Source organism: Streptomyces sp. NBC_00076 (genome assembly GCF_045041235.1).
Taxonomy (GTDB): domain Bacteria; phylum Actinomycetota; class Actinomycetes; order Streptomycetales; family Streptomycetaceae; genus Streptomyces.
Genome location: NZ_CP108242.1, coordinates 5,853,888 through 5,875,953, shown reverse-complemented (window position 1 = coordinate 5,875,953; position 22,066 = coordinate 5,853,888). Strand labels below are relative to the sequence as shown.

The 22,066-nt window shown below is 71.2% G+C and carries 17 protein-coding genes and 1 pseudogene; 6 read left to right on the top strand and 12 right to left on the bottom strand.

The genetic code is table 11. The features are described from left to right. Positions 1-2: 2 nt before the first annotated feature. Together OHA64_RS26580 and OHA64_RS26575 are read left to right on the top strand one after the other, a co-directional pair. Positions 3-779, top strand: coding sequence for a Clp protease N-terminal domain-containing protein (locus OHA64_RS26580; protein ID WP_405617258.1), 777 nt, complete (start codon positions 3-5; stop codon positions 777-779). Between the two features lie 64 nt (positions 780-843). Then, complete coding sequence (locus OHA64_RS26575) at positions 844-2,529, top strand: bifunctional 3'-5' exonuclease/DNA polymerase (RefSeq protein WP_405617256.1); 1,686 nt, start codon at positions 844-846, stop codon at positions 2,527-2,529. Positions 2,530-2,652: 123 nt separating this feature from the next. Here OHA64_RS26575 and OHA64_RS26570 read toward each other — a convergent pair whose 3' ends face one another. The 3 genes from OHA64_RS26570 to OHA64_RS26560 form a co-directional block, all read right to left on the bottom strand. Then, on the bottom strand, positions 2,653-3,546 hold the full coding sequence (locus OHA64_RS26570) for a glycosyltransferase family 2 protein (RefSeq protein ID WP_405617254.1): 894 nt from the start codon (positions 3,544-3,546) through the stop codon (positions 2,653-2,655). Positions 3,547-3,890: 344 nt separating this feature from the next. After that, positions 3,891-4,094: a hypothetical protein gene (locus OHA64_RS26565; RefSeq protein ID WP_405617252.1), complete on the bottom strand. Its 204-nt coding sequence runs from the start codon at positions 4,092-4,094 to the stop codon at positions 3,891-3,893. Positions 4,095-4,165: 71 nt separating this feature from the next. Further along, complete coding sequence (locus tag OHA64_RS26560; protein ID WP_405617249.1) at positions 4,166-5,224, bottom strand: LacI family DNA-binding transcriptional regulator; 1,059 nt, start codon at positions 5,222-5,224, stop codon at positions 4,166-4,168. A 147-nt stretch (positions 5,225-5,371) separates the two neighbouring features. Between OHA64_RS26560 and OHA64_RS26555 the strand changes: the two genes are divergently transcribed. From OHA64_RS26555 to OHA64_RS26540, 4 genes are all read left to right on the top strand, one after another. Beyond that, positions 5,372-6,496, top strand: a complete 1,125-nt coding sequence (locus OHA64_RS26555) for a substrate-binding domain-containing protein (protein ID WP_405617247.1) — start codon at positions 5,372-5,374, stop codon at positions 6,494-6,496. Between the two features lie 107 nt (positions 6,497-6,603). Then, complete coding sequence (locus OHA64_RS26550; protein WP_405617245.1) at positions 6,604-7,638, top strand: ABC transporter permease; 1,035 nt, start codon at positions 6,604-6,606, stop codon at positions 7,636-7,638. Next, complete coding sequence (locus OHA64_RS26545; protein ID WP_405617243.1) at positions 7,635-8,417, top strand: ATP-binding cassette domain-containing protein; 783 nt, start codon at positions 7,635-7,637, stop codon at positions 8,415-8,417. Before OHA64_RS26550 ends, OHA64_RS26545 begins: the two co-directional genes overlap by 4 nt. Before the next feature lie 16 nt (positions 8,418-8,433). Beyond that, complete coding sequence (locus OHA64_RS26540; RefSeq protein WP_405617240.1) at positions 8,434-9,471, top strand: aldose 1-epimerase; 1,038 nt, start codon at positions 8,434-8,436, stop codon at positions 9,469-9,471. Between the two features lie 264 nt (positions 9,472-9,735). Here OHA64_RS26540 and OHA64_RS26535 read toward each other — a convergent pair. From OHA64_RS26535 to OHA64_RS26495, 9 genes and pseudogenes are all read right to left on the bottom strand, one after another. Then, a pseudogene (locus OHA64_RS26535) lies at positions 9,736-9,927 on the bottom strand (phosphopantetheinyl transferase-like protein); the annotation flags it as partial. 324 nt (positions 9,928-10,251) lie between these two features. Then, positions 10,252-11,298 (bottom strand): C45 family autoproteolytic acyltransferase/hydolase, encoded by a 1,047-nt coding sequence (locus OHA64_RS26530; RefSeq protein ID WP_405617238.1) that lies wholly within the window; start codon positions 11,296-11,298, stop codon positions 10,252-10,254. Continuing rightward, entirely contained in the window at positions 11,295-11,909 is a 615-nt protein-coding gene (locus tag OHA64_RS26525) for a GNAT family N-acetyltransferase (RefSeq protein ID WP_405617236.1), read from the bottom strand. The genes OHA64_RS26530 and OHA64_RS26525 overlap by 4 nt, the downstream gene beginning before the upstream one ends. Positions 11,910-11,911: 2 nt before the next feature. Continuing rightward, the gene (locus tag OHA64_RS26520) at positions 11,912-12,175 is read right to left on the bottom strand and encodes an acyl carrier protein (protein ID WP_405617234.1); all 264 of its coding nucleotides are present in this window, start codon (positions 12,173-12,175) and stop codon (positions 11,912-11,914) included. Further along, a complete protein-coding gene (locus tag OHA64_RS26515) occupies positions 12,165-13,694 on the bottom strand; it encodes an AMP-binding protein (RefSeq protein WP_405617232.1) in 1,530 nt (509 codons plus the stop codon). Before OHA64_RS26515 ends, OHA64_RS26520 begins: the two co-directional genes overlap by 11 nt. Continuing rightward, positions 13,691-17,041, bottom strand: a complete 3,351-nt coding sequence (locus tag OHA64_RS26510; protein ID WP_405617230.1) for a non-ribosomal peptide synthetase — start codon at positions 17,039-17,041, stop codon at positions 13,691-13,693. The genes OHA64_RS26515 and OHA64_RS26510 overlap by 4 nt, the downstream gene beginning before the upstream one ends. Next, positions 17,038-19,317 carry a class I tRNA ligase family protein gene (locus OHA64_RS26505; protein WP_405617228.1) on the bottom strand — a complete coding sequence of 760 codons (2,280 nt, stop codon included), beginning with the start codon at positions 19,315-19,317 and terminating at the stop codon, positions 17,038-17,040. Before OHA64_RS26505 ends, OHA64_RS26510 begins: the two co-directional genes overlap by 4 nt. Further along, positions 19,314-20,390, bottom strand: a complete 1,077-nt coding sequence (locus OHA64_RS26500) for an NAD(P)/FAD-dependent oxidoreductase (RefSeq protein WP_405617226.1) — start codon at positions 20,388-20,390, stop codon at positions 19,314-19,316. The genes OHA64_RS26505 and OHA64_RS26500 overlap by 4 nt, the downstream gene beginning before the upstream one ends. Continuing rightward, complete coding sequence (locus OHA64_RS26495) at positions 20,390-21,709, bottom strand: lysine N(6)-hydroxylase/L-ornithine N(5)-oxygenase family protein (protein WP_405617224.1); 1,320 nt, start codon at positions 21,707-21,709, stop codon at positions 20,390-20,392. The genes OHA64_RS26500 and OHA64_RS26495 overlap by 1 nt, the downstream gene beginning before the upstream one ends. Between the last annotated feature and the right edge of the window lie 357 nt (positions 21,710-22,066).

Genomic DNA, 22,066 nt, shown 5'->3' with positions numbered 1-22,066 from the left:
ACATGACGACGAACCCGAAGACCACGTCATCCGTACGCCTCGACGACCTCATCTCGGCCATCAAACAGGTCCACGCCGAGCCGCTCGAACAGCTCCAGGACGCGGTGATCGCCGCTGATCACCTCGGGGAGGTGGCCGACCATCTGATCGGGCACTTCGTGGACCAGGCCCGGCGCTCGGGTGCCTCCTGGACGGACATCGGCAAGAGCATGGGCGTCACCCGGCAGGCCGCGCAGAAGCGGTTCGTGCCGAAGGAGTCGGCCGACCTCGATCCCAGCCAGGGGTTCGGGCGCTTCACCCCGCGCGCTCGCAACGTGGTGATGTCCGCCCACAACGAGGCCATCGCCGCTCGCAACGCCGAAGGCCGCCCCGAGCACCTGGTCCTCGGCCTGCTGGCCGAACCGGAGGGCCTGGCCGCCAAGGCGATCACCGCGCAGGGCGTCCTCCTGGACTCCGTACGCCAGGCCGCCATCGCCGCGCTGCCGCCCGCCGCCGAGGAGGTGCCGGAACTCGTCCCGTACGGCTCCGACGCCAAGAAGGTCCTGGAGCTCACCTTCCGCGAGGCCCTGCGCCTGGGTCACAACTACGTCGGCACCGAGCACATCCTGCTCGCCCTGCTGGAGTTCGAGAACGGCGAGGGCGTCCTGTCGGGCCTCGGCATCACCAAGCCGGCGTCGGAGGAGAACGTCACCGCGGCCCTCGAAAAGATCAAGGTCACGTTCGAGGAACAGAGCGACGGACAGGGTGGAGGGCAGAGCGAAGAAAAGGGCGAGGAATAGGGCGAAGAGCAGGGCGAAGAGCAGGGCTGAGGCCGTTGTCAGACCCTCCTGCCACACTCGCAGCATGACCGACCGATGGGCTCTCGCTCCGGCCGAGGACGGGGGCGTGGAGTTCGCCCCCCTCGGTTCCGGTGGGGTGCTCGCCGGGCCGGTGCGGCGCGCGTCGGACGCCGCCGAGGCCGTACGCGGCCTGCCGGACGTCACGCGCTGGGTGTGGCGGTCGACGGCCGAGACCTATCCGCGCCTGCTCGCCACGGGGGTGCGAGTGGAGCGGTGCTACGACGTGGAGGACGCGGAGCTGCTCCTCCTGGGTCACGAGGGCCGCTACGGCGAACCCCGGTCGGCGGCCGCCGCCCTGGCCCGGTTGCGCGGCGGCCCCGTACCCCCCGATCCGCCGCAGCGGTCCGCGGAACCGGGCTCGCAGTCGCCGCTGTTCGAGCCCCAGGCCGCGCACGTGCCGCTCACCGACCTCGTCGAGGTGTACGCCGAACAGCAGCGGCGGCACGACTCCACCGCGCACCCCGCCCGCATGCGGCTGCTGACCGCCGCCGAGTCCGCCGGCATGCTGGTGGCGGCGGAGATGAACCGGTCCGGACTGCCCTGGAGCGCCGACGTGCACCGCGCGGTGCTGCACGAACTGCTCGGCGAGCGGTACCCGGGCGGTGGCGAGCCCCGGCGCCTGGCCGAACTCGCCGACGAGGTGTCCGCCGCCTTCGGCCGCCGGGTCCGTCCCGACCTGCCCGCCGACGTCGTCAGGGCGTTCATGCGGGCCGGGATCAAGATCAAGTCCACCCGGCGCTGGGAGATCGAGTCGATCGACCATCCCGCTGTGAAACCGCTGATCGAGTACAAGAAGCTGTACCGCATCTGGGTCGCCCACGGCTGGTCCTGGCTCCAGGACTGGGTGCGGGACGGCCGGTTCCGGCCCGAGTTCCTGGCCGGCGGGACCGTCACGGGCCGCTGGGTGACCAACGGCGGCGGCGCCCTTCAGATCCCCAAGGTGATCCGGCGGGCCGTGATCGCCGACCCGGGCTGGCGGCTCGTCGTGGCCGACGCCGACCAGATGGAGCCGCGCGTACTGGCCGCCATCTCCCGCGACCCCGGCCTGATGGAGGTCGCCGGCCGCGAGAGCGACCTCTACCAGTCCGTGTCCGACCGCGCCTTCTCCGGGGACCGCGCCCAGGCCAAGCTCGCCGTGCTCGGCGCGGTCTACGGCCAGACCTCCGGCGACGGTCTCAAGAACCTCGCCGCGCTCAGACGCCGCTTCCCGCGCGCGGTGGCCTACGTCGACGACGCGGCACGGGCCGGCGAGGAAGGGCGGCTGGTGCGTACCTGGCTGGGGCGGACCTGCCCGCCGGTGGCCGGGGCGACCGAGGACTCGACGGAGGAGGCGGGCATCCCCCTCGCCGAGGACGACTCCGAGGACCGCCAGTGGGTGCCCGGGTACGCCTCCACCAACGCCCGCGCCCGCGGCCGCTTCGCGCGCAACTTCGTGGTCCAGGGCAGCGCCGCCGACTGGGCCCTGCTGCTGCTCGCCGCGCTCCGCCGCACCTGCGCGGACATGGCGGCGGAGCTGGTCTTCTTCCAGCACGACGAGGTCATCGTGCACTGCCCGAAGGAGGAGGCGGAGACGATCGTGGCGGCGATCCGGGAGGCGGCGGACCTGGCGGGCCGGCTGACCTTCGGCGAGACACCGGTTCGGTTTCCGTTCAGCACGGCGGTGGTGGAGTGCTATGCCGACGCGAAATGATCAGCGTGGTCCCGAGTGCCCGTGCCCGTCCCGGGCCCTTTCCTCGTCCCCCTCCCCGTCCCCGTCCCCGTCCCCGGCGAGTTCGTGGGCGAAGTCGCGACGCGGGACAGGGCGAGGGCGGCGTCAGATCACCGGCGGCCGGCCCAGCCGGGTCAGGTGCCACACGGTCCTCCAACGCATCGGCCGCCGCTCACCGGCGGGTTCCCGCAGCCCCTCGACGAAGCCGCCGAACCAGGCACGCAGCCCGGCCGTCGACCGCACCCGCAGCAGGGTGAGCAGGGTCCACACGCCCAGATGCACGGGGATGAGCGCCAGCGGAAGCCGGCGGCGTGCCAGCCAGACCCGGTTGCGGGCATTCACCCGGTAGTAGATGGCGTGCCGGGCGGGCGAGGTCTTCGGGTGCTGGAGCAGCAGTTCGGGCGCGTACAGGATCCGCCAGCCGTGGTCGGCGGCCCGCCAGGCCAGGTCGGTCTCCTCGTGGGCGAAGAAGAACGCGGCCGGCCAGTCGCCGGTCTGGTCGAGCATCGCCATGCGGAAAGCGTGCCCGCCGCCGAGGAACCCGGTGACGTACCCGCCTCGCAGAGGGTCGGAGGAGCCGACCCGGGGGACGTGCCGCTGCTGGGTCTCCCCGTGTTCGTCGGCGATGCGGAAGCCGACGATGCCGAGGCGCGGGTCGGCCGTGAACAACTCCCCCACGTGACGCAGCACATCGGGGTCGACGAGCAGGCCGTCGTCGTCGAGCTCGACGACCAGGTCGACGTCCCCGAACTCCCGGAGCCGGGCGAGCGCCACGTTCCGCCCGCCGGGACAGCCGAGGTTCTCCTCGACGTCGATGGCGGTGACCTCGCCGGGCAGCGAGAGCCGCTGGGCGAACTCGGGCAGCCGGCAGCCGTTGCCGACGATCACGATCCGCGCGGGAGCGAGGTCCTGCTTGGCCACGGACTCCAGCAGCGCGTCGACCTCCGTCGGCCGGTTCCCCATGGTCACCACGGCTACGGCGACTTTCAGTTCCGCCACGTCCCTCACCTCATCCCACCCGAACCAACCACGCGCGAACCAACCGCGCCCGCGATGCTAGCCGTTCACGGTAAAGGCCCTCTGAGTACGCCTGTTTGTGCGCGCACATCCCCGCGGACATGGCGACGGGGCAGATCGGCGGATCAGCGCATCGGGCGGGTCAGCGCTTCGGACGGATCGGCGGATCAGCGTCCGAAGTTGCGGCGCAGTCGCCCCCATTTCGCCTGTGCCGGCCGCCATTTGGCGGTGTGCAGGCGCGGCTGGGTCGGAGCGGCAGGGGCGGCCCTCGCCCCGTAGCCGGTCGGCGAAGGCGCGGGCGGCGGCCAGGGGCCGCATGCGCACGCTCAGGGGGTCTTCGGGCTAGCGGGGGGCAACGAGGTGTCCGCGTCGACCAGTTGTGCCCATTGCCGAAGGTCACGGGCTTCCTGGCGGGCGACGAACTCGCGCAGCTCGAAGAGGTGGCGCACGGTCTGCCGGGCGGTCTTGGCCCGTTCGGCGGCCTGCCCGAGGCGGGCCGGGCCCGCGTGGTCCGGGTGGAAGACGTCCACCGTCAGCTCCTCGGTGGCGTCGTTGTCCGACAGCGGAGAAGGGCGACCGAAGTCCCCATCCCGGTATCGCTTCAGTCCCGGCGCGAGCCTCCCGCCGCGATCTCGCCGGAGCCCCGCTGGATCAGCCGGGTCGGCACGGTGACGGTGCGGGCGGGGGACGCGTCGCCGTCGAGCCGGCTGAAGAGCATTTCGGCGGCTGTCCTGCCCAACTGCTCGACGTCCTGGGCGATGACGGAGATCCCCGGGCTGAGGATGTCGGCCAGGGGGAAGTCGTCGAAGCCGACGTGGGCGACGGTGTCCTGCAGTCCGAGGGCACGCAGCGCGCGTACGGCCCCTATGGTGACGAAGTTCTGGCTGGTGAACAGCGCGGTGGGCGGGTTCGGCAGCGACAGGAGCTGCTCGGTGGCGGCGATGGCGGATGCCTCGCTTGACCCGGTGTGCCGGACGATGCCGTCGTCGCACCCGATGTGTGCGAGTTCCAGCGCGTGCCGGTAACCGTCGAAGCGCTGGGCGGCGGTGGGGATGGACGCCCGGTCGCCGACGTAGGCGATGCGGCGGTGGCCGGCCGCCAGCAGGTGGTTGACGGCGGTGACGGCACCCCGGCGGTTGTCGGAGACGACGGCGTCCGCGTCGAGCAGGCCCGCCTCGCGGTCGACGAAGACCATGCAGGTGCCGGAACTCTGCTCGCTGATCAGGTAGCTCTGGTCGCGCCCCGCCGGGACGATCACGAGCCCGTCGACCCGCCGGTCGATGAGCGCCCGGGTCAGCTCCCGCTCGCGGGCCGGGTCCTCGTCGAGGCTGCCGACCAGCACCACCACTGAGCGTTCCCGCGCGACGTTCTCGACGGTTCGGGTCAGGGCGGCGGAGAAGGGGTTCGCCGCGTCCTCGACGAGCATGCCGATGGTGGCCGTGCGGCCGTCACCGCGGCGCAGGCTGCTGGCGGTCAGGTTGGGCCGGTAGCCCAGCTTGTCGGCGGCCGCGCGGACCCTGGCGGCAATCGCCGGATCGACCGTGGGGACGCCGTTGACCACGCGCGAGACCGTCTTGATGGCCACTCCGGCCAGCGCCGCCACCTCACGCATGGTGGGTCGGCTACGGGGCGACCGCGACGGCGGCTCATCCTGAGTCATCGTTGTCTCCCCACCCTCGGCACGTTACCGACTCGTTGCGGACCCATGTCTACCAGTGCCTTGACGCGCTCGTCCATGGGGGACCACTATCCCGTCAGTCAACGTTGTCTCGGCATCGGCCGACGACGGTCCCGGAAGGGTTTCAGCATGAACATGCCAATCAACCAGGTGCCGGGCCGCCGGAGTCGGCGTACCACCGCGGCGATGACGGTCGGACTCACGGTCTGCCTCACGGCGGCCCTCGGGGCGTGCGGCTCCGGCGACTCCGGAAGCTCCTCGTCCGGCGGCGGTGACAAGGTCGGCGTCTCGCTGGTCCTGAAGACGCTCACCAACCCGTACTTCGTGAGCATGCAGAAGGACGCCAAGGCCCAGGCCGCCAAGGACAACGTGAACCTCACCGTGGCGGCGGGCAGCACCGACGGCGACACCCAGACCCAGATAACCGCCATCGACAACGCCATCTCGCGCGGCGACAAGGGCATCCTGATCACCACCAACGGCGACGCGGTGAACGCCGCGCTGAACCGCGCCAAGCAGGCCGGCCTGTTCGTGATCGCCCTGGACACGGCGCCGAACCCGGCGAGCGTCGCGGACATCACCTACGCCACCGACAACAAGCAGGCGGGCAAGCTCGACGGCCAGTACGCCGCGGCCGCCCTGAACGGCAAGCCCGCGGTCATCGCCATGCTCGACCTGTTCAACAACCAGGTCGTCTCCGTCGACATCGACCGTGACCACGGCTTCCTCGAGGGCATGGGCATCGCCCCCGGCAGCAAGACCGAGAACGGCAAGGAAGCCAAGACCGGCAAGTACACCGGCGGCAAGGGCGGCACGTACACCATCGCCTGCCACCAGCCCACCCAGGGCGCCATCGACGGCGGACGCACCGCGATGGAGAACTGCCTGTCCGCCAACCCGAACATCAACGTCGTCTACGCGATCAACGAGCCCGCCGGCGAGGGCGCTTACAACGCGCTGAAGGCCGCCGGCAAGGAGAAGAGCGTCGCGATCTACGCGATCGACGGCAGCTGCTCCGGCCTGAAGAACGTCACCAGCGGCAAGTTCGCGGCCGACGCCGTCCAGTACCCGGGCAAGATGGCGTCCCTGGGCGTGAGTTCGATCGCCAAGCTGGCCCGCGGCGGCAGCAAGCCCAGTGTCACCGACGGCAAGTCCTTCCACGACACCGGCACCGCGCTGGTGGCCGCCAAGTCCGTGGGCGGCCTGACCGTGCAGTCCCCGTCCCAGGCCGCGTCCGCCTGCTGGGGCAGCTGACACCCGAACCGCGTGCGACGCCGGAAGAGGCCGTCCCGGCGCCGGCGTCGCACCCGCAGCGCACGAGCCCATGAGCCCGTACCAGGGAAGAAACCGGAAGGACCCCTGTGACCACTCACGTGGACAGTCAAGCCACACCGGCGCCGGCGGAGGAGTTCCTCAACCGGCCCGCCACGCCCGCCCAGCGCATCCAGTCGGTGCTGCACCGCCAGCCGGCCCTCAGTCCGGCCATCGTCCTGGTGCTCGCCGCGATCGTGTTCTCCCTGGTGAACGAACGCTTCTACGCGTTGCAGAACCTCTCCCTGGTCGCCCAGCAGGTCGCCGTCATCGGCACACTCGCCGTCGGACAGACGGTGATCATCCTGACCGCCGGCATCGACCTGTCCATCGGCGCCGTGATGGTGCTCGCCTCGCTGATGATGTCGAAGCTCGTCGCGGACAACGGCTGGCCCGGCGGGCTCGCCCTGCTGGCCGGCGCGGTCGTCGCGATAGCCGCCCAGGCCGTCAACGGGCTGCTGGTGACCAGGATCAAGCTGCCACCGTTCATCGTCACCCTCGGCACCCTCAGCGTCTTCACGGCGATCACCCTCATCTACGCCAAGGGCCAGACCGTGGCCCTGAATCCGGGCAACATCCTGATGTGGAGCGGCCAGACCGTCTCCCTCGGGCAGTTGAACCTGACCAACGGCGTCCTGCTCATGATCGCCCTGTACGCGGTGGTCGGCTACGCGCTGCGCTACACCGCGTGGGGGCGCCATCTGTACGCGGTCGGCGACGACATCGAAGCCGCCCGGCTGGCCGGCATCTCCGTCAACCGGGTGCTGCTCAGCGCCTACATGCTGGCCGGGTTCACCATCGCGGTGGGCGCCTGGGTCCTGGTCGGCCGGGTCGGCGGCGGCGACCCCAACAGTGGTCTCAACGCCAACCTGCAGTCCATCACCGCCGTCGTCATCGGCGGCACCAGCCTGTTCGGCGGACGCGGAGTGGTCTTCGGCTCGCTGATCGGCGCGCTGATCGTCCAGGTCTTCGTCAACGGCCTCGCGCTGGCCGGCATCGACCCCAACTACCAAGTTCTCGCAGTCGGCGTCCTGGTGATCGCGGCTGTCTCCGTCGACCAGTGGATCCGGAGTGTGAAGTCGTGACGACCGCCACCGCCCCCGTTCTCGAGGCCAAGGGCCTGGTCAAGGTCTTCGGCCGGGTCGTCGGCCTGAACGACGTCGACCTCACCCTCCACCCCGGCGAGGTCCTCGCCGTGATCGGCGACAACGGCGCCGGCAAGTCCACCCTGATCAAGTGCCTTTCCGGCGCCCTCGTGCCGGACCAGGGCAGCATCCGCGTGGACGGCAAGGAGATCACCTTCAAGCGGCCGCAGGACGCCCGTGACGCCGGCATCGAGACGGTCTACCAGACCCTCGCCGTGTCCCCGGCCCTGGACATCGCCAGCAACCTCTTCCTCGCCCGCGAGATCCGCCGCAAGGGAATCCTCGGCTCGGTGTTCCGCATGCTCGACACCGGCGAGATGAAGAAGCAGGCCGCCGACCACATCAAGCGGCTCGGCATCGGCACGCTCCAGAACATCAACCAGGCGGTGGAGACGCTCTCCGGCGGCCAGCGCCAGTCCGTGGCCGTCGCCCGGACCGCGGCGTTCGGCGGCCGCGTGGTGATCCTCGACGAACCCACCGCCGCGCTCGGCGTCCGCGAGACCGGACAGGTCCTCAAACTCATCCGCGACCTGCGCGACCAGGGCCTCGGCATCATCCTCATCAGCCACAACATGCCCAACGTCTTCGAGGTCGCCGACCGCATCCACATCCAGCGCCTCGGCGCCCGCGCGGGCGTCATCACGCCCCAGTCGCACTCCATGGAGGACGCGGTGGCCATCATGACGGGCGCGAAGAAGCTCGCCCCCGAAGCGAGTTGAGGGGGACATCGGCTCCATGACCGCCGAGTACCGGATCGCCGAGGACCGCCTCGGCGGCGAACCCACCCTTGTCGTCTCCGCTCCGAACGGTTCCACCCGCGTCGTCCTGGCCCTGCGCGGTGCCACGCTGCTGAGCTGGCAGGTCGGACGCGGGTCGGCAGGGGACAACCGGCCGACAGAGCTGCCAGAGCTGACGGAGCTGACGGACGGCTACCGCGACGAAAAGGAACTGCTGTCCCAGGACGGCGTACGAGCGGGCGTGCTGGCCCCCTTCCCCAACCGCGTCGCCGACGGCCGTTACCGCTTCCGCGGCGACGACCACGACCTGCTGCCCGGCCGCCGCGCGGACCGCCTGATCTACCACGGTTTCGCCCGCGAGACGCCGTTCGAGCTCGTCGAGGCCACCACGGAACCCGACTCCGCGCGGCTGCTGCTGCGCAGCACCGGCATCAGACCGGGCCGGTACCCCGGCTACCCGTTCGCCGTCGACCTGGACGTCGAATACACCGTCGGCGACCGCGAGTTGAGCATCGAGATCCGCGCGACGAACGTGGGCGACACCACCGCCCCCCACGCGGCCGGCTGGCACCCCTACTTCACCCTGTCACGGCCCATCGACGACCTGGACCTGCACATCCCCGCCCGGACCCTGATCCGCACGGACGCGTCCCTCATCCCCCTGCACGGCGAGGACGCCCTGCTCCCCCTCGACGGCTCCCCCGGCATGGACTTCAGGACACCGAGACGTCTGGGCGCCGCCGTCATCGACGCCTGCTACGCGGACCTGATCACCGGCCCGGACGGCCGGACCGAGACCGTACTGAGCGACCCGGCGACCGGTGACGAGCTGCGGGTGTGGCAGTACGGCGGATACCTGCACGTCTTCACCGGAGACACGCTGGCACGCGACCGCCGTACCTCCCTCGCGCTGGAACCCGTCGAGGCGACGACCGACGCCTTCAACCGCCCCGAACACGCCTCCGCCCTGTCCCTGGAACCCGGCCGGCAACGCCGATTCCGCTTCGGCGTCCGGTACGCGTCCTCGGGGACGTAGCGCTTGCGGTGGACAGACCCCTGCGCCGGACGGGGGCCGTCCCGCCGAGATCGGAACGGGCCTGACGCATGTGTATGCGCCTGCGTGCCCGCACAGTTCGTGCCGGCCCGTCCCGACGCCAGGCACGACCGTCCCGGCGGCCTCGCCCTGGACCACCACGGCCACGACGGCCGCGGGTGCGCCGGCCCGCGCGGGCAGCACCTCCGTACGGCCGGACCAGGTGTCCGGTCCCTGGCCGCGGATGGCGCGCAGGGCGACCTCGCCCGTGGCGTCGAACTGGAGATCAACCTCTCGTGCGCCGCGGGACAGGCCGCGGCCCGTCGCCTTGACCGCCGCCTCCAGGAGCGTCCACGCGGGGAGGAACGACTCGGGGCCGGCGTCAGCCGGGAGAGCGGGGTAGACGGCGGCGAGGACGTCGAGGGGTGTCGGTACCGGCCGCTGCCACTCGATGTCCACGCCGATGGGCCCGCTGCCGGACGCCCCGAGCAGCAGCAGGCCCTCCGAACGCGACCAGTTGACGTGCAGCTCAGGGTGGTCCGGCAGATACGGCTTGCCGCCCGGCAGGCACGCGATGCGAAGCTCCGTCGGCGCAACGCCCAGCCACTCCCCCAGGAGCTGACGCACGGCCAGCCGGGAACGCAGGAAACGGCGTGCCGGGAGCTCGTGCGCGAACTCGGCTCCGCGCCGCCGCTCCGCCTCCGTCAGCGCTCCCTCCCCTGCCTGGGCCGGCTCGTTCGCGTCCAGGTCCACCAGCCACGTCCGCACGTGCCCGCCCCCTTCCTACAAGCTGAACACCTGTGTCCGTGACAGTGCCGGATCGCCGGGGCGCACGTGCAGCTCACCGCGGTCGGGCAGCAGGACGACGGCGGCGACGGTGCGTTCGGCGCGGATGTCTCCGCGGTCCGGTACGCGGATCGGAGTCTGTGACAACAGTGCGAAGTGCTCCTCCGGGCCGGCGTCGGGGCGCAGTTCGCCGAGTCCGGCCGTGGCCGTCTTCAGCCTGCGGACCGACGAGTTGCGGGCGAAGACGTTGATCTCGTCACCCGGTACGAAATCGGGGTGCAGGAAGTGGTTCGTGTGCGCCACCTCCGCGTCCTCGATGATCCTGAACTCCTCCCCGAGGACCTCCACGCAGACGGCGCGGTCCCGGTCGCACAGCACGAGCGTGCGGGAACTTGCGAGCGGCAGGGTGCGCAGGATCTCCAGGGCCTCGGTGACGTCCCGTGCCGTGTCCAGGAGATGACGGATCGCGAGGTAGGGCGGCACCCCTGGGCGCCACTCCCCGCCCAGGACCAGGTTGAGGCCGACCGCGAGGCCGTCGCTGTTGAGGCCCAGATAGCCGAGCAGGCCACCGAAGCTGAGGACGAGCGAGCGACGTGCCGAGCCACCGGGGGCTATCTCCAGGACGCCGATGTAGTCGTCCAGGTCGCCGTTGAGGTCGACGGTCTGCGCGAGCACCGGAGGGCTGCCCGCGGTGCGGGCGTACGTCGTGCAGTCGCCCGCGGTGGGCACCTTGCGGTATCCCATGATCTCCCGGCGCAGCTGGAGCAGCCACGCCTCGTCCTCGGTGATCCCGGCGCCCGAGGCGAGTCCGGCGATCTCCGCCGCCTGGTCCGGCAGGGCCGCCGTGACCGCCGCCCGGTAGGCGGCGATCGACGGCAGCAGCGCGTCGTAAGTGACCGGCTCAGGCATGACCTTGTTCAGGCGGCAGAGCGCGTCGTCGAGGAACGTGCGCAGCGGGCCGGCGAGGGCCTCGCCATGGGCGCGTCCGACGGCGAAGGGGTCACCGGACGCGCGGATGAAGGGGATGCCCCCGCCCGCGGTCATCCGACGGTGTCCAGCTGGGAGACCTTCGGCTTGGTGGCGAGCTCCTGCTGCACGCGCGGCCATTCGGCGCGCAGCACGCTGTAGAAGATGGCGTCGCGACGGCGGCCGCCGGGCATGTAGTTGAAGCTGCGCAGGGTGCCTTCCTCGACCGCCCCGATGTTGCGCAGGCCGCGCCGGGCCTGGGTGTTGAGGATGTCGGTCTTGAACTCGACACGCTCGGCACCGAGCGTGTCGAAGGCGTGTCGCAGCAGCAGGTACTTGGCCCAGCGGTTGATGCCCTGGCCCCGGAAGTCACGGCCCAGCCAGGACCAGCCGATCTCCAGGCGGGCGTCGGCCTCGGCCATGTTGCCGTAGCTCATGCTGCCCGCGACGCGGCCGCTCGCCCGGTCGGTGATGACGTAGACCACGCGGCGGCCGGCCGCCTGGTCGGCGAGGCAGGTGTCGAAGAACGTCTCGAAGTCGGCGTCGGTCTCCACGGCGGAGACGAAGTAGCGCCAGATGTCGGGGTCCATGGCCACGGCCCGTACGTTCTCACGGTCGGACTCGGTGACCGGTCGCAGCAGGACGTGCTCGTTCTGAAGGACCGCTGCCGCGTTCTGTGCCCAGGTCATGGTCAGGCCACCTTGTTCGTGTGTCGGGTGAGCGCCTCGGTGACGCTGCGCAGGGTGTTCATCTCGGCGAGGTCGTGTTCGGTGAAGTGGGCGAGGTCGACGTCGGTCGCCTCGCACACCTCGGTCAGGAAGAGGACCTTGTTGAGGGAGGTCAGGCCATAGGTGCCGGCCATGTCCGCGTCGAGGTCGAGGTCGTCGGGGCCGACGGGCGGGTTGAGCACCGCGGAGAGATTGTCCCTGGCCGCGCTTTCGATGTCAGACCGCATGGATGCCTTCCTTGCTGTTGTGGATCTCGGCCCGGTAGGCCTCGAGGATCTGCTTGCGTTTCGGCTTGTACTGGGAGGTGAGCAGGCCGCCTTCGATGCTGAACGGCGCCTCGGCGACGACCACCCTGCTGATCTGTTCGTCCTTGGTCAACGAGGCGTTGGTCAGGGCGAGTTGGGCCGCGATGGCGTCGCGGTCGGCGGGTTCGCCGACCGGGGAGACGACGGCGACCAGGTCGGTCTGCGCGGGGCAGAACAGGACGCACTCGGCGATGGCCGGGCTGGTGCGCATGCTCTCCTCGATCGGCCGGACGACGATCTTCTTGCCGTTGTCCAGGACGATGACGTCGTCGGCTCGGCCACGGATGAAGAGGAAGCCGTCGTCGTCGACGTACCCGAGGTCGCCGGTGCGTACGGTGCCGTCGGGGCCGAAGACCTTCTCGGAGTCGCCGGGGGCGGCGTACGCGTAGCCGTAGCCCACGGGGTGGTCGCTGCGGACGCTGATGACGCCGTCCTCGCCGACCAGCACCTCCTTGCCCCGCAGCACCTGGCCGACGCTGCCCGCGCGGCTGGCACCGGGGTGGTTCTTGGTGACGATGCAGGTCTCGTTGAGTCCGTAGCCCTCGTAGATGGGCAGCCCGGCCTCGGTGAAGAAGGTCAGCGTCGTCGCGGCGGCGGGTGCGGAGCCGGTCCACAGGTAGCGGACGCGGTCGCCGAACATGCGGGCGGCGGCCTGTTCGAGGGTCTCCGCGCCGTCCGAGCGGCGCAGCCGTGCCTCGATCTGGCGCTTGGCCGTCTCGTAGAAGGCGGGTACGCCCATGACGACGGTGGGCCGGGTGCGGCGCAGCGCCGCGAAGGCCGCCTCGTAGGTGCTGATGGTGACGTCGTGGCCATGGGTGAGCGCGGAGTAGATCCAGTACCGCTGCTGGAGCAGTGACAGCGGCAGGAAGACGAACAGGTCGTCCCCCGGCTTGTGTTCGAAGATCTCCTGCACCGCGGTCAGGGAGCTGTCGATGCTGCCGACGGTCGCGGCCAGGCCCTTGGGGGTGCCGGTGCTGCCCGAGGTGAACTTGATCGTCGTCACGTCGCGCGGTGCCCAGGTGACCGGGGGCAGGGGCTCGGTGTCCGCGTCGTCCGGTTCCTCGGCGAGGGCGCGGACCTCGCTGATCGGCAGGGTGCCCGGGGCGTTCGTCTCCCGGTCGGTGAACAGCAGCGTGACGTCGTAGCGCTCGGTGAGCTGGTCGTCGGGGTCGAACTTGCCGGGTTCAAACCCTGCCGTCTCGGCCTTCAGGAGCAGCGCGGCGAGGTCGAGCAGCACCCACTCCAGGCTGTTGGCGGCCAGGATGCCGATCCGGTCGCCCGGTCCGATGCCGCGGGCCCGCAGCCGTCGGGCCAGCCGGCCGGCCATCTCGTACAGCTCCGGCAGCTCGACGCTGTGTGTGCCGTCGAGCCGGGCGAAGGAGATGCGTCCGCCGAGCGGTGGGTGGGTGACGATGTGGTTGATCGTCGAGTGGTCGGTCACTGGTCCTCCTGTCGGGGGGTGAGGGCGGTGGCCATGGCCCGGACGGTGTCCATGTCGGCGAACATGTCGAGCGGGATGGTGACCCCGAACCGCTTGCGGACGGCGGTGAGGATGCGGGCGGCGGCGATGGAGTCGCCGCCCAGGGAGCCCAGGCTGTCGTGGACGCCGACCTGTGTGCCTCGCAGCACCTGGGACCAGATCTCGACGAGGGCCTTCTCGGTGTCCGTCGCGGGTTCGCCGTCGCCCTGCGCGTCGGCGGCACGCGCCGTCTCCTCGACGGGGACGTCGGCGAGCTTGCCCCGGTCGACCTTGCCGTTCTTGGTCAGCGGCAGTTCCTCGTGCCAGATGACGGCCGTGGGGACCATGTAGTCGGGCAGGTCGCGGCGCAGGGCCTCGCGCAGTTCGGCCACGCCCGGCCGCCTCTCACCGGTCGGCACCAGGTGCGCCACCAGGCGGTCGCCCTGGGCGCCGGGCCGCCCGGCGACGACGGCCTTGGCGACGGCGTCGACGGCGACCAGCCGGGTCTCGACCTCGCCGGCCTCGATGCGGTAGCCGTTGACCTTGATCTGGAAGTCGCTGCGGCCGAGGATCGCGATACTGCCGTCGGGCAGATAGCGGCCCAGGTCTCCGGTGCGGTAGAGGCGTTCGCCGCGGCGGCCGTCGTGGCGGAACCGCTCGGAGGTGCGCGCCTCGTCGCCCCAGTAGCCGCGGGCCAGGCCGGTGCCCGCCGCGCAGATCTCGCCGGTCACCCAGTCGGGACAGTCCAGCCCGTCCCGGTCGAGCACGTAGGCTCGGTTGTTGGCGTTCGGGCGGCCGTAGGGAATGGACTCGCTGCCGTCCTCGTCGGGGCCGACGGGATGCTGGATGTTCCAGATCGTCGTCTCGGTGGGCCCGCCGAGCGAGATGACGTCCAGGTCGGGCTTCAGCCGGCGCAGCGCGGCCGGCAGGGCCGGCGGGATGCGGTCGCCGCTCATCATCACCAGGCGCAGCGCGGGCGGGACGGTGCCGTCGGCAACCGCCTGGTCGTGCAGCAGGGAGACGATGGCGGGCACCGAGTTCCAGACGGTCACCCCGGCGCTCTCGCACAGTTCCAGCCAGTGGGCGGGGTCGACGGCCCGGTCCTTGTCGGGCATCACCAGGGCCGCACCGGCAGACAGCGCGCCGAAGACGTCCCACACCGACAGGTCGAAGTTGAACGCGCTGATGGCGAAGAACCGGTCCCTGGGCGTGATGCCGAACCGCTTGTGGCAGTCGGCGACGACGTTGGCGACACTGCGGTGGCTGACCATGACGCCCTTGGGCTCACCCGTGGTGCCGGAGGTGTAGAGCACGTAGGCGAGGTCGTCGGGGCCGGAGCCCGGCAGCGGGGCCGGCAGGTCCGCCGTCCCGTCGGTGACCTCGGCGGCGTCGTCGGCGGTGTCGGCGGTGTCGGCGATGTCGAGGTGCAGTACCTGCCGTTCGCCGTCGGGGTCCTGCCAGCCGGTGTTGGTGAGCACGTGGCGCACCCGGCCGTCACGCAGCATGTAGTTCTGCCGCTCGGCGGGCAGTGCCGCGTCGACGGGCAGATAGGCGGCGCCGGCCAGCACGGTGGCGAGGATGCCGACGATCTGCTCGGGTCCCCGGCTCATCACCAGGCCGACCAGCTCGTCGCGGCCGACGTTCCCCGCGCGCAGCCGGGCCGCCGCCGCGGTGGCACGGCGCAGCAGTTCGCCGTAGCTGACCGTCCGTCCCGAGGTGATGACGGCGGGCGCGTGAGGGGTGCGTTCGGCCTGGGCCAGGAACGCGTCGCCCAGCATGGTCTCGGGCAGGGGCGCGGCGGTGTCGTTGGCCTCGCGGCGCCGCTCGCGCTGGGCCTCGGGCAGCAGGTCGAAGGTCTGGCGCTGCCAGGCGGCCTCGTCGATGAGCGTGTCGAGGAGTGTGCGGTAGCCCTGGGCGAGATCGTCGAGCAGGCCCTCGGGGAACAGCTCGTCGACGCCGTCGAGTTGGACGACGAGCCCGCCGTGCTGTTCCATCGCGAAGGCGTTGAGCCACACCTGGGGGGTCTGGCTGACGGTGAACACCTCCGGCCCGAACAGTTCCAGGGCGGAACCGTCGATGTCGCCGCCCACATGACCGATCGCGCTGTTGAACGTGAACGGCATCCGGGCGCCGGTCACGCCGCCGCGCCGTCGTGCCAGTTCCTGCATGACGTCGCTGCCGGAGAAGTGCCGGTGGTCGAGGTCGCGCCGCAGCCGGGTCTGCAGGGCGCGGGCCCGCTCCTCGAAGCAGCGGGCCCGGTCGACCTCGATCTCGACGAGCATGGTGTCGGAGAAGCTGCCGATGGCCTGGAAGACCCGGGGGTGCATGGGCGGGCGGTTGGCCACCGTGGTGTTGATGGTGAACCGCGGGCCGCCGCCCCAGGTGGCCAGCGTCTCGGCGTAGGCGGCGAGCAGCAGCGCCGAGGGGGTGAGTCCCGCGTGCGCGGCCCGCTCCTTCAGCGCGGTCCACGCCCGTTCGTCCAGGCGCACCTGTCGCTGCGAGAAACGGGTGCGGGTCAGCGCGGACGGGCTGGTGCGCAGCGGCAGGTCCGGATGCGGGGCGAGGTCGTCGACCCGGTCGAGCCAGTACTGGCGCGAGCGGTGGGCGGGGGCCCGGTCACGTGCGGACTCCAGCGCGGCGACGTACTCCGCGTACGGCAGCTCGTTGGGCGCTTCCTCGTCGGCGCCGTCGCGGTAGCGCTGCCACCAGGCGTCGAAGAACAGGAACATGCTGATGCCGTCCATGATCAGCCCGTCGTGGCTGACGTGGAGGACCATGCGGTCGTCGGCGAGGATGGTCACCTCGGCGGCGATCAGCGGCACCTGGTCGGCGGCGAGCACCCGATGAGAGCGTTGCTCGCGCAGTTCGCGGCGGATGCGGCGCTGTTCCTCGGGGCTCTTCTGGCGCAGGTCGAGGCGGGGGATCCGGGGCCGGTACTGACGGAACTCGGTGATCTGGCGGTCGTCGCCGACGAAGCGGGAGCGCAGGCCGCTGTGCGCGTCCACGACCGCTTCCAGCGCTGACTCCAGGCGGTCGACGTCCCACACGCCTTCGATCTCGTGGTAGACGTGGCTGGCCACGTCACCGATCTCGAAGATGCCGCTGCGGCCCAGCAGATAGGCGCGCTGGAGGGTGGTGAGCCCGAAGCCCGGGCCGTGCCGCTCCTCCTCGGCGAGGTGGGCGATCAGTTCGTTCTTCACGCTCTTGACGCGGGCGATGAACGCGGGGTCCATGCGCTCGCGGCCGCCCTGGAGCCGCAGGTCGTTGCCGGACAGGGCGACGGACAGGCCGCGGCTTTCGATCTCGTGCAACACCTCGCGATAGGTCATCGGACGTGCGCCTCCGTGAGCGGTTCCAGGGCCGCCGGCTCGGCGCGCTCCTCGATGACCGTGGCGAGGGTGTTGATGTCGTGGCTGCCCAGGAGTTCCTCGACGCTGACGTCCACGTCGAGGGCTTCGAGGATCTGGTACTGGAGGGTGACCGCCTGGAGGGAGCTGGTGTTCAGCTGGCTGAGGCTGCGGTCGCAGACCTCCTCGTCGTCGGGGAGCTGGAGCACGGCCCGCACCAGGCCGCTCAGCCACGGCGTCAGCCGCGGGCCGGCGTGGTTCACGCAGGCGGCCTCCGGGATCGGCGTCGGGCGGAAGAAGACGGCGTCCGCGAGGCGGATCTCGCTGCCGGGGGCGACGAGTTCGACGGTGCGCGGCCAGCTGCCCGGCTCGGGCATGCCGAGCGTGTCGGCGAGGTGCGCGGCGAAGCGCGGCATGACGGGGGCGGCGGCGTGGGCGAGGAGCCGGGCGGCGGCCAGTTCCAGGGCGATGGCGGTGCGTGTCTCGTTCTCCCAGCCCGCGGACTCGGCGAGGAGCGACTCCTGGTGGGAGAAGCGCAGGGTGTCCCTCACGATGCCGTCGAGTTCGGCGGCGGCCTGGTTGAGGGAGAAGCCGTCGGAGCCCAGGGCGCCGGTGACCGCGGCGAGGCGGGCGCCGAGCCGCCCGAGGAAGGCGGAGTGCTCGGGTGTCCAGTTGCCGGCGTCCGGAGCCGTGCCTCCGTAGTGCTTGGCGATCCGGGAGCCGAGGTCGTTCAGCCAGTTCTGCCAGGTGCCGATGAGGGTGTCGGTCAGGGCCGACTCGTAGGCCACGCGCTGGAAGTTGGTGCGCGTGCCCTCGGGACGGGTGGCGGCGAGGAAGTAGCGGACGGAGTCGACGGAGTCGGGGCTGAGGATGTCCTTGCCCCAGACGGCGTGCCGCCGGCTGGTGGAGAACTTGCTGCCTTCCAGCAGGTAGAACTCGTTGACGTGGTAGTCGATGTCCGGCGTCCAGCCCGGGAACGCGAGCCGGTACAGGGCCGGGTAGAGCACCGAGTGGTAGAAGCTGTTGTCGTAGCCGAAGAAGTGGACGATCTTCCAGTCCTGGTTCGGCTCGGCCGCCTGCCAGTTCTCGCCCAGGCGGGAGCCGAGGGCCTGGATACCGTGCAGGAAGCCGTACGACATCTCCGGCCACACCCAGATGACCTGGCCGTCCACGTCCTTCTCGGCCGGGGGGACGCCCCAGGAGGAGGGGTGGGTGAGGGGGATGTCCATGCTCGGGCGGCTGAAGAGCCGGTCGGCGAGTTCCCGCAGCCGGGCCGGGACCCGGCCGAGGTGGTGGTGGGCGGCGATGTCGCTCTTGAAGGTGTGCAGGGGCAGCATCCACCGGCCGATCGGGCCGCGGCGGGGGGCCGCTGCCGAAGCGGTGGAGGTGGGCTCCGCGAGATCCGTGACGGTGTTGGGCTCGCCGCACTCCTCACAGATGTTGCCGCTGGTGCCCGAACCGCAGCCGGGGCAGCCGCCCTTGACGTCGACCTCGTAGAGGTACTGGCCGCTCTCCGCGTCGAAGAGCGCGTCGGCCTCGGTCACCTGGACCGTGCCGGAGGAGACGACACGGGAGAAGAAGTCCTTCAGCCCGCCCCGGTAGTCGGGGTCGTCGTTGGTGACGGTGTACTGGTCGGGTGTGATGTCCATCAGCGCGAGGGTCGCGGCTATCTCGGCGCTGTAGTGGGCCGCGGTCTCGGCGGGTTCGCGGCCCTCGGCGCGGGCGGCGGCCGGCACATAGCTCTGGTAGTCGTCGCTGCCGGTCAGGTGCCAGGCGTTGGTGCCGTTCATCCGCTGGTGCCGCACGAAGACGTCGGCACCGAGGTAGGGGCCGGAGAGGTGGCCGAGGTGGAGGTCGCCGTTGGGCGTGGGCGGGGTGGAGAAGACGAAGACCGGCCGCTCGCCGAAGCTCTTGCGCTCCGTGTTCTGCGCGGAGGTCAGGGCGCGTCCGGCATCGCGCCAGTACTGGGTGAGGAAGACGAGATCCTCGTCGCCGGTGTTCTCCAGGACATGGGACTCGAAGGGCTCGAAGAGCGCCACCGTGCCGGGGGCGGCCGCATGTCGCCGCCCGTCGACGATGAACTCGCCGCGGCCGGCGACGATCACGAAGAACTCGGTCTCGTCGTGCTGATGGCTGTCGGAGGCCTGGCCGGGGGCGACACGTCCCCAGCCGGCGCCCGTGCCGAGGCCCTCGATGCTGCTCATGTCGATGCCGAAGGCCTCGGAGAGTGCGGTGTCGTCGTAGGTGTTGATGATCACGCCGCGTCCTTTCGCTGGGACGGAAGAGGGAGCAGGTCGGCGGTCTCCGCGGCGATGGCGGGGCCCAGCCGGTAGCCGGAACCGTTCGCGGCGCCCGCGAAGACCACGCGCCCGTCATCGGTGAGCGCGCGGACCAGCGGCTCGAAGTCGGGGCCGTACGCGTCGCAGAAGACGCGGCCGGAGGCGCAGTGCTCCACCAGGTGGGGGGCGTACCGGCGCAGTGTGGCGAGGGCCTCGCCACGGTCGGCGGGCGTCAGGCCGGCCGGCAGCGTGTCGGGGTCGACGTCCCACTCCTGGCAGGTGTAGCTGAACAGCCAGTGGCCGCGCTCGTGGTACGGCAGCAGGAAGGCGTCCTCGTCCTCGAAGACGACGGCTTCGTCGTCGGCGGTCGGCGGGGTCTCGATGTGCAGGGCCACGACCTTCTTCACCCGGGCACCGAGCGGGGCGACGAGTTCCTTCCAGGCGGGGGCCGCCAGCCACGGGCCGGGGGCGAGGACGACGTGCCCCGCCGTGAGCGCGTCACCGGTGCCGAGGTCCAGGCGCACCCCGTCCGCCACCGGGGTCACGCCGGTGACCTGGGCTCCTTCACGGAACTTGGCGTTCGGGCGCAGCTCGCGGGCCAGGAACTGGCTGAGGGCGTAGACGTCCGCGTACTGGCAGCCGTCTCCCTCCCAGGCGCTCATGCCGTCGGGCAGCGCCGCGACGGCCGCCGGGAGTGCCGCCGCGGGCCGCAGTGTCGCCTCGGGCAGGTAGGTGCCGCGCAGCCGGGTCTCCTCGGTGGCGGAGGCGACGACCGTCATCCGCAGGCTGTGTACGGGCAGTTCGGGGCTGGCGTCCTTGAGCGCGGCGTACCACTGCTGGCTGTGCGAGGCCATGCGGCGGACGCGTGGTGTGCGGCCGCGCGGGAAGTGCAGTCCGGCCGAGCGGCGGGTGGCTCCGCTGCCGATGGCGTCCCGCTCCAGCAGGGCCACGGAGGCGTGCGGGTCGCGGGCGAGGATCTCCCGGGTGATCAGGCAGCCGAGCACTCCGGCGCCGACCACCGCGTAGTCATGGTCGGTGTGCCGCGCCGTCATCAGGCCCCCCACGGGATCTTGGTGCCGGTCTTGGTCGACCACTCGATGAAGGACGCCAGCTGCTCGTCGCTGCGCACGCCGGACAGCCGGTCGGCGATGCGCTGGCTGCGCCAGGCGTTGAGGCTGAGGTTGGGGTCGGCGAGACCGCGCTGGCCCCGGGCGGCGTTCTGCACGAAGACACTGCGGTCGGCCGGGCCGTCCCAGCGCACCGCGTAGTCCTCGTCGATGCGCAGCTCGTCGCCGTCGCGTTCGAGGCGGTCGGCGATCGGGGCGAGGAAGTCCATGGCGGCCGGCCGGAAACCGGTGGCCCATACGACGACGTCCGCCTCGAAGTGCTCCCGGGCGCCGGGCTCGTCGTTGTGCCGGACGGTGATGTCCCAGCCGCCCGCCGCGTCGGCCTCGACGCCGACGACCTCGCGGTTGGGATGCAGCCCGACCAGGTCGGGGTTGCCCTCCACGAAGCGGTGGACGTAGATGCGCTGGTAGATGTCGCGCAGGGTGGACTCGGAGATGCCGTCGCTGGTGAGGATGTGCTGGGCGTTGAACGCGGCCCGGACGTCGGTGCCCAGGCTGTAGAAGTAGTCCGAGTGGTCGGGCATGTAGTAGTCGTTGGTGAACGGCGAGTCGTCGATGGGGAAGTAGTTGCGGCGCCGCGATATCCAGGAGACCCGGCGCGGCAGTTCGGCGCCGGAGCGGGCGATCAGGTCCGAGAACGCCTCGGCGCCGGACTGGCCGCCACCGACCACCACGACCCGCTTGCCGCCCAGGTTCCGGGCCGAGGTCATGAAGTCGTTGACGTGGAACTGGGTGGCGCCGAGGTGGCCTCGGCCGTGTTCCGGCACCCAGGGCTGGTTGCCCACGCCGACCACGACGTTGTCGGCGGTGACGGTGCGGCGGTCGGTGCGGACGGTGAAGACACCGTCGAAGCCGACCTCCTTGACCGTCTCGCCGAAGACGATGTTCTCGTTGCGCCGGCTCGCCCAGGCGAGGTAGTTGCGGAACTCCAGCCGCGGCACGTCGTCGAACTGGGCGTTGAGGAAGTGGTAGACCCGGCCCTGGTCGTGCAGATAGGCCAGGAAGGAGAACGGGGACTTGGGGTCGGAGAGCGAGACCAGGTCCTTGAACATGGAGACCTGCAGGGTCGTGCCGGGTATCTGCTGGCCGTCGTGCCAGCCGAAGGACGCCTTGCGGTCGAGGAAGAGGTTGGGCACCTCCGTACGGCTGTGCAGCAGTGACGCGAGGCTCAGGTTGGCGGGTCCCACGCCGATTCCCACGCAGCGGTAGTGCGTGGAGTCAGACGTGGTGTTCTCGTACCCCATGGTCGGATCTCTCCTTCGGACAGGTGCCGGCGGCGTGGCCGACTCAGGACGTACTGACTAACTGATGCGAAACGTGACGAATCGGGCGCCAAAAGGGCGCGCCTGGTTGCTGTCGGGGGTGTGGGTGTGGGCCGAGATCCCCGGCGGTGGGGGTGTCGAAGGTGAGCCCGGCGATCAGGCCCTCGTCGTCCCGGTCAGGACCGGGGTCCGCCGCGGTCCGTCGGGCGGCTGCGGCTGCGGCTGCGGCCCGCGTACGGCGGCCGGGGCCGCGCGCGTCGCACCGCCGGCGGCGCCGTGCCGGGGCCGACCACGAACCGGAAGCCGGCGGTGCGGCGGGATGTCAGGTTCTGTGGGCCC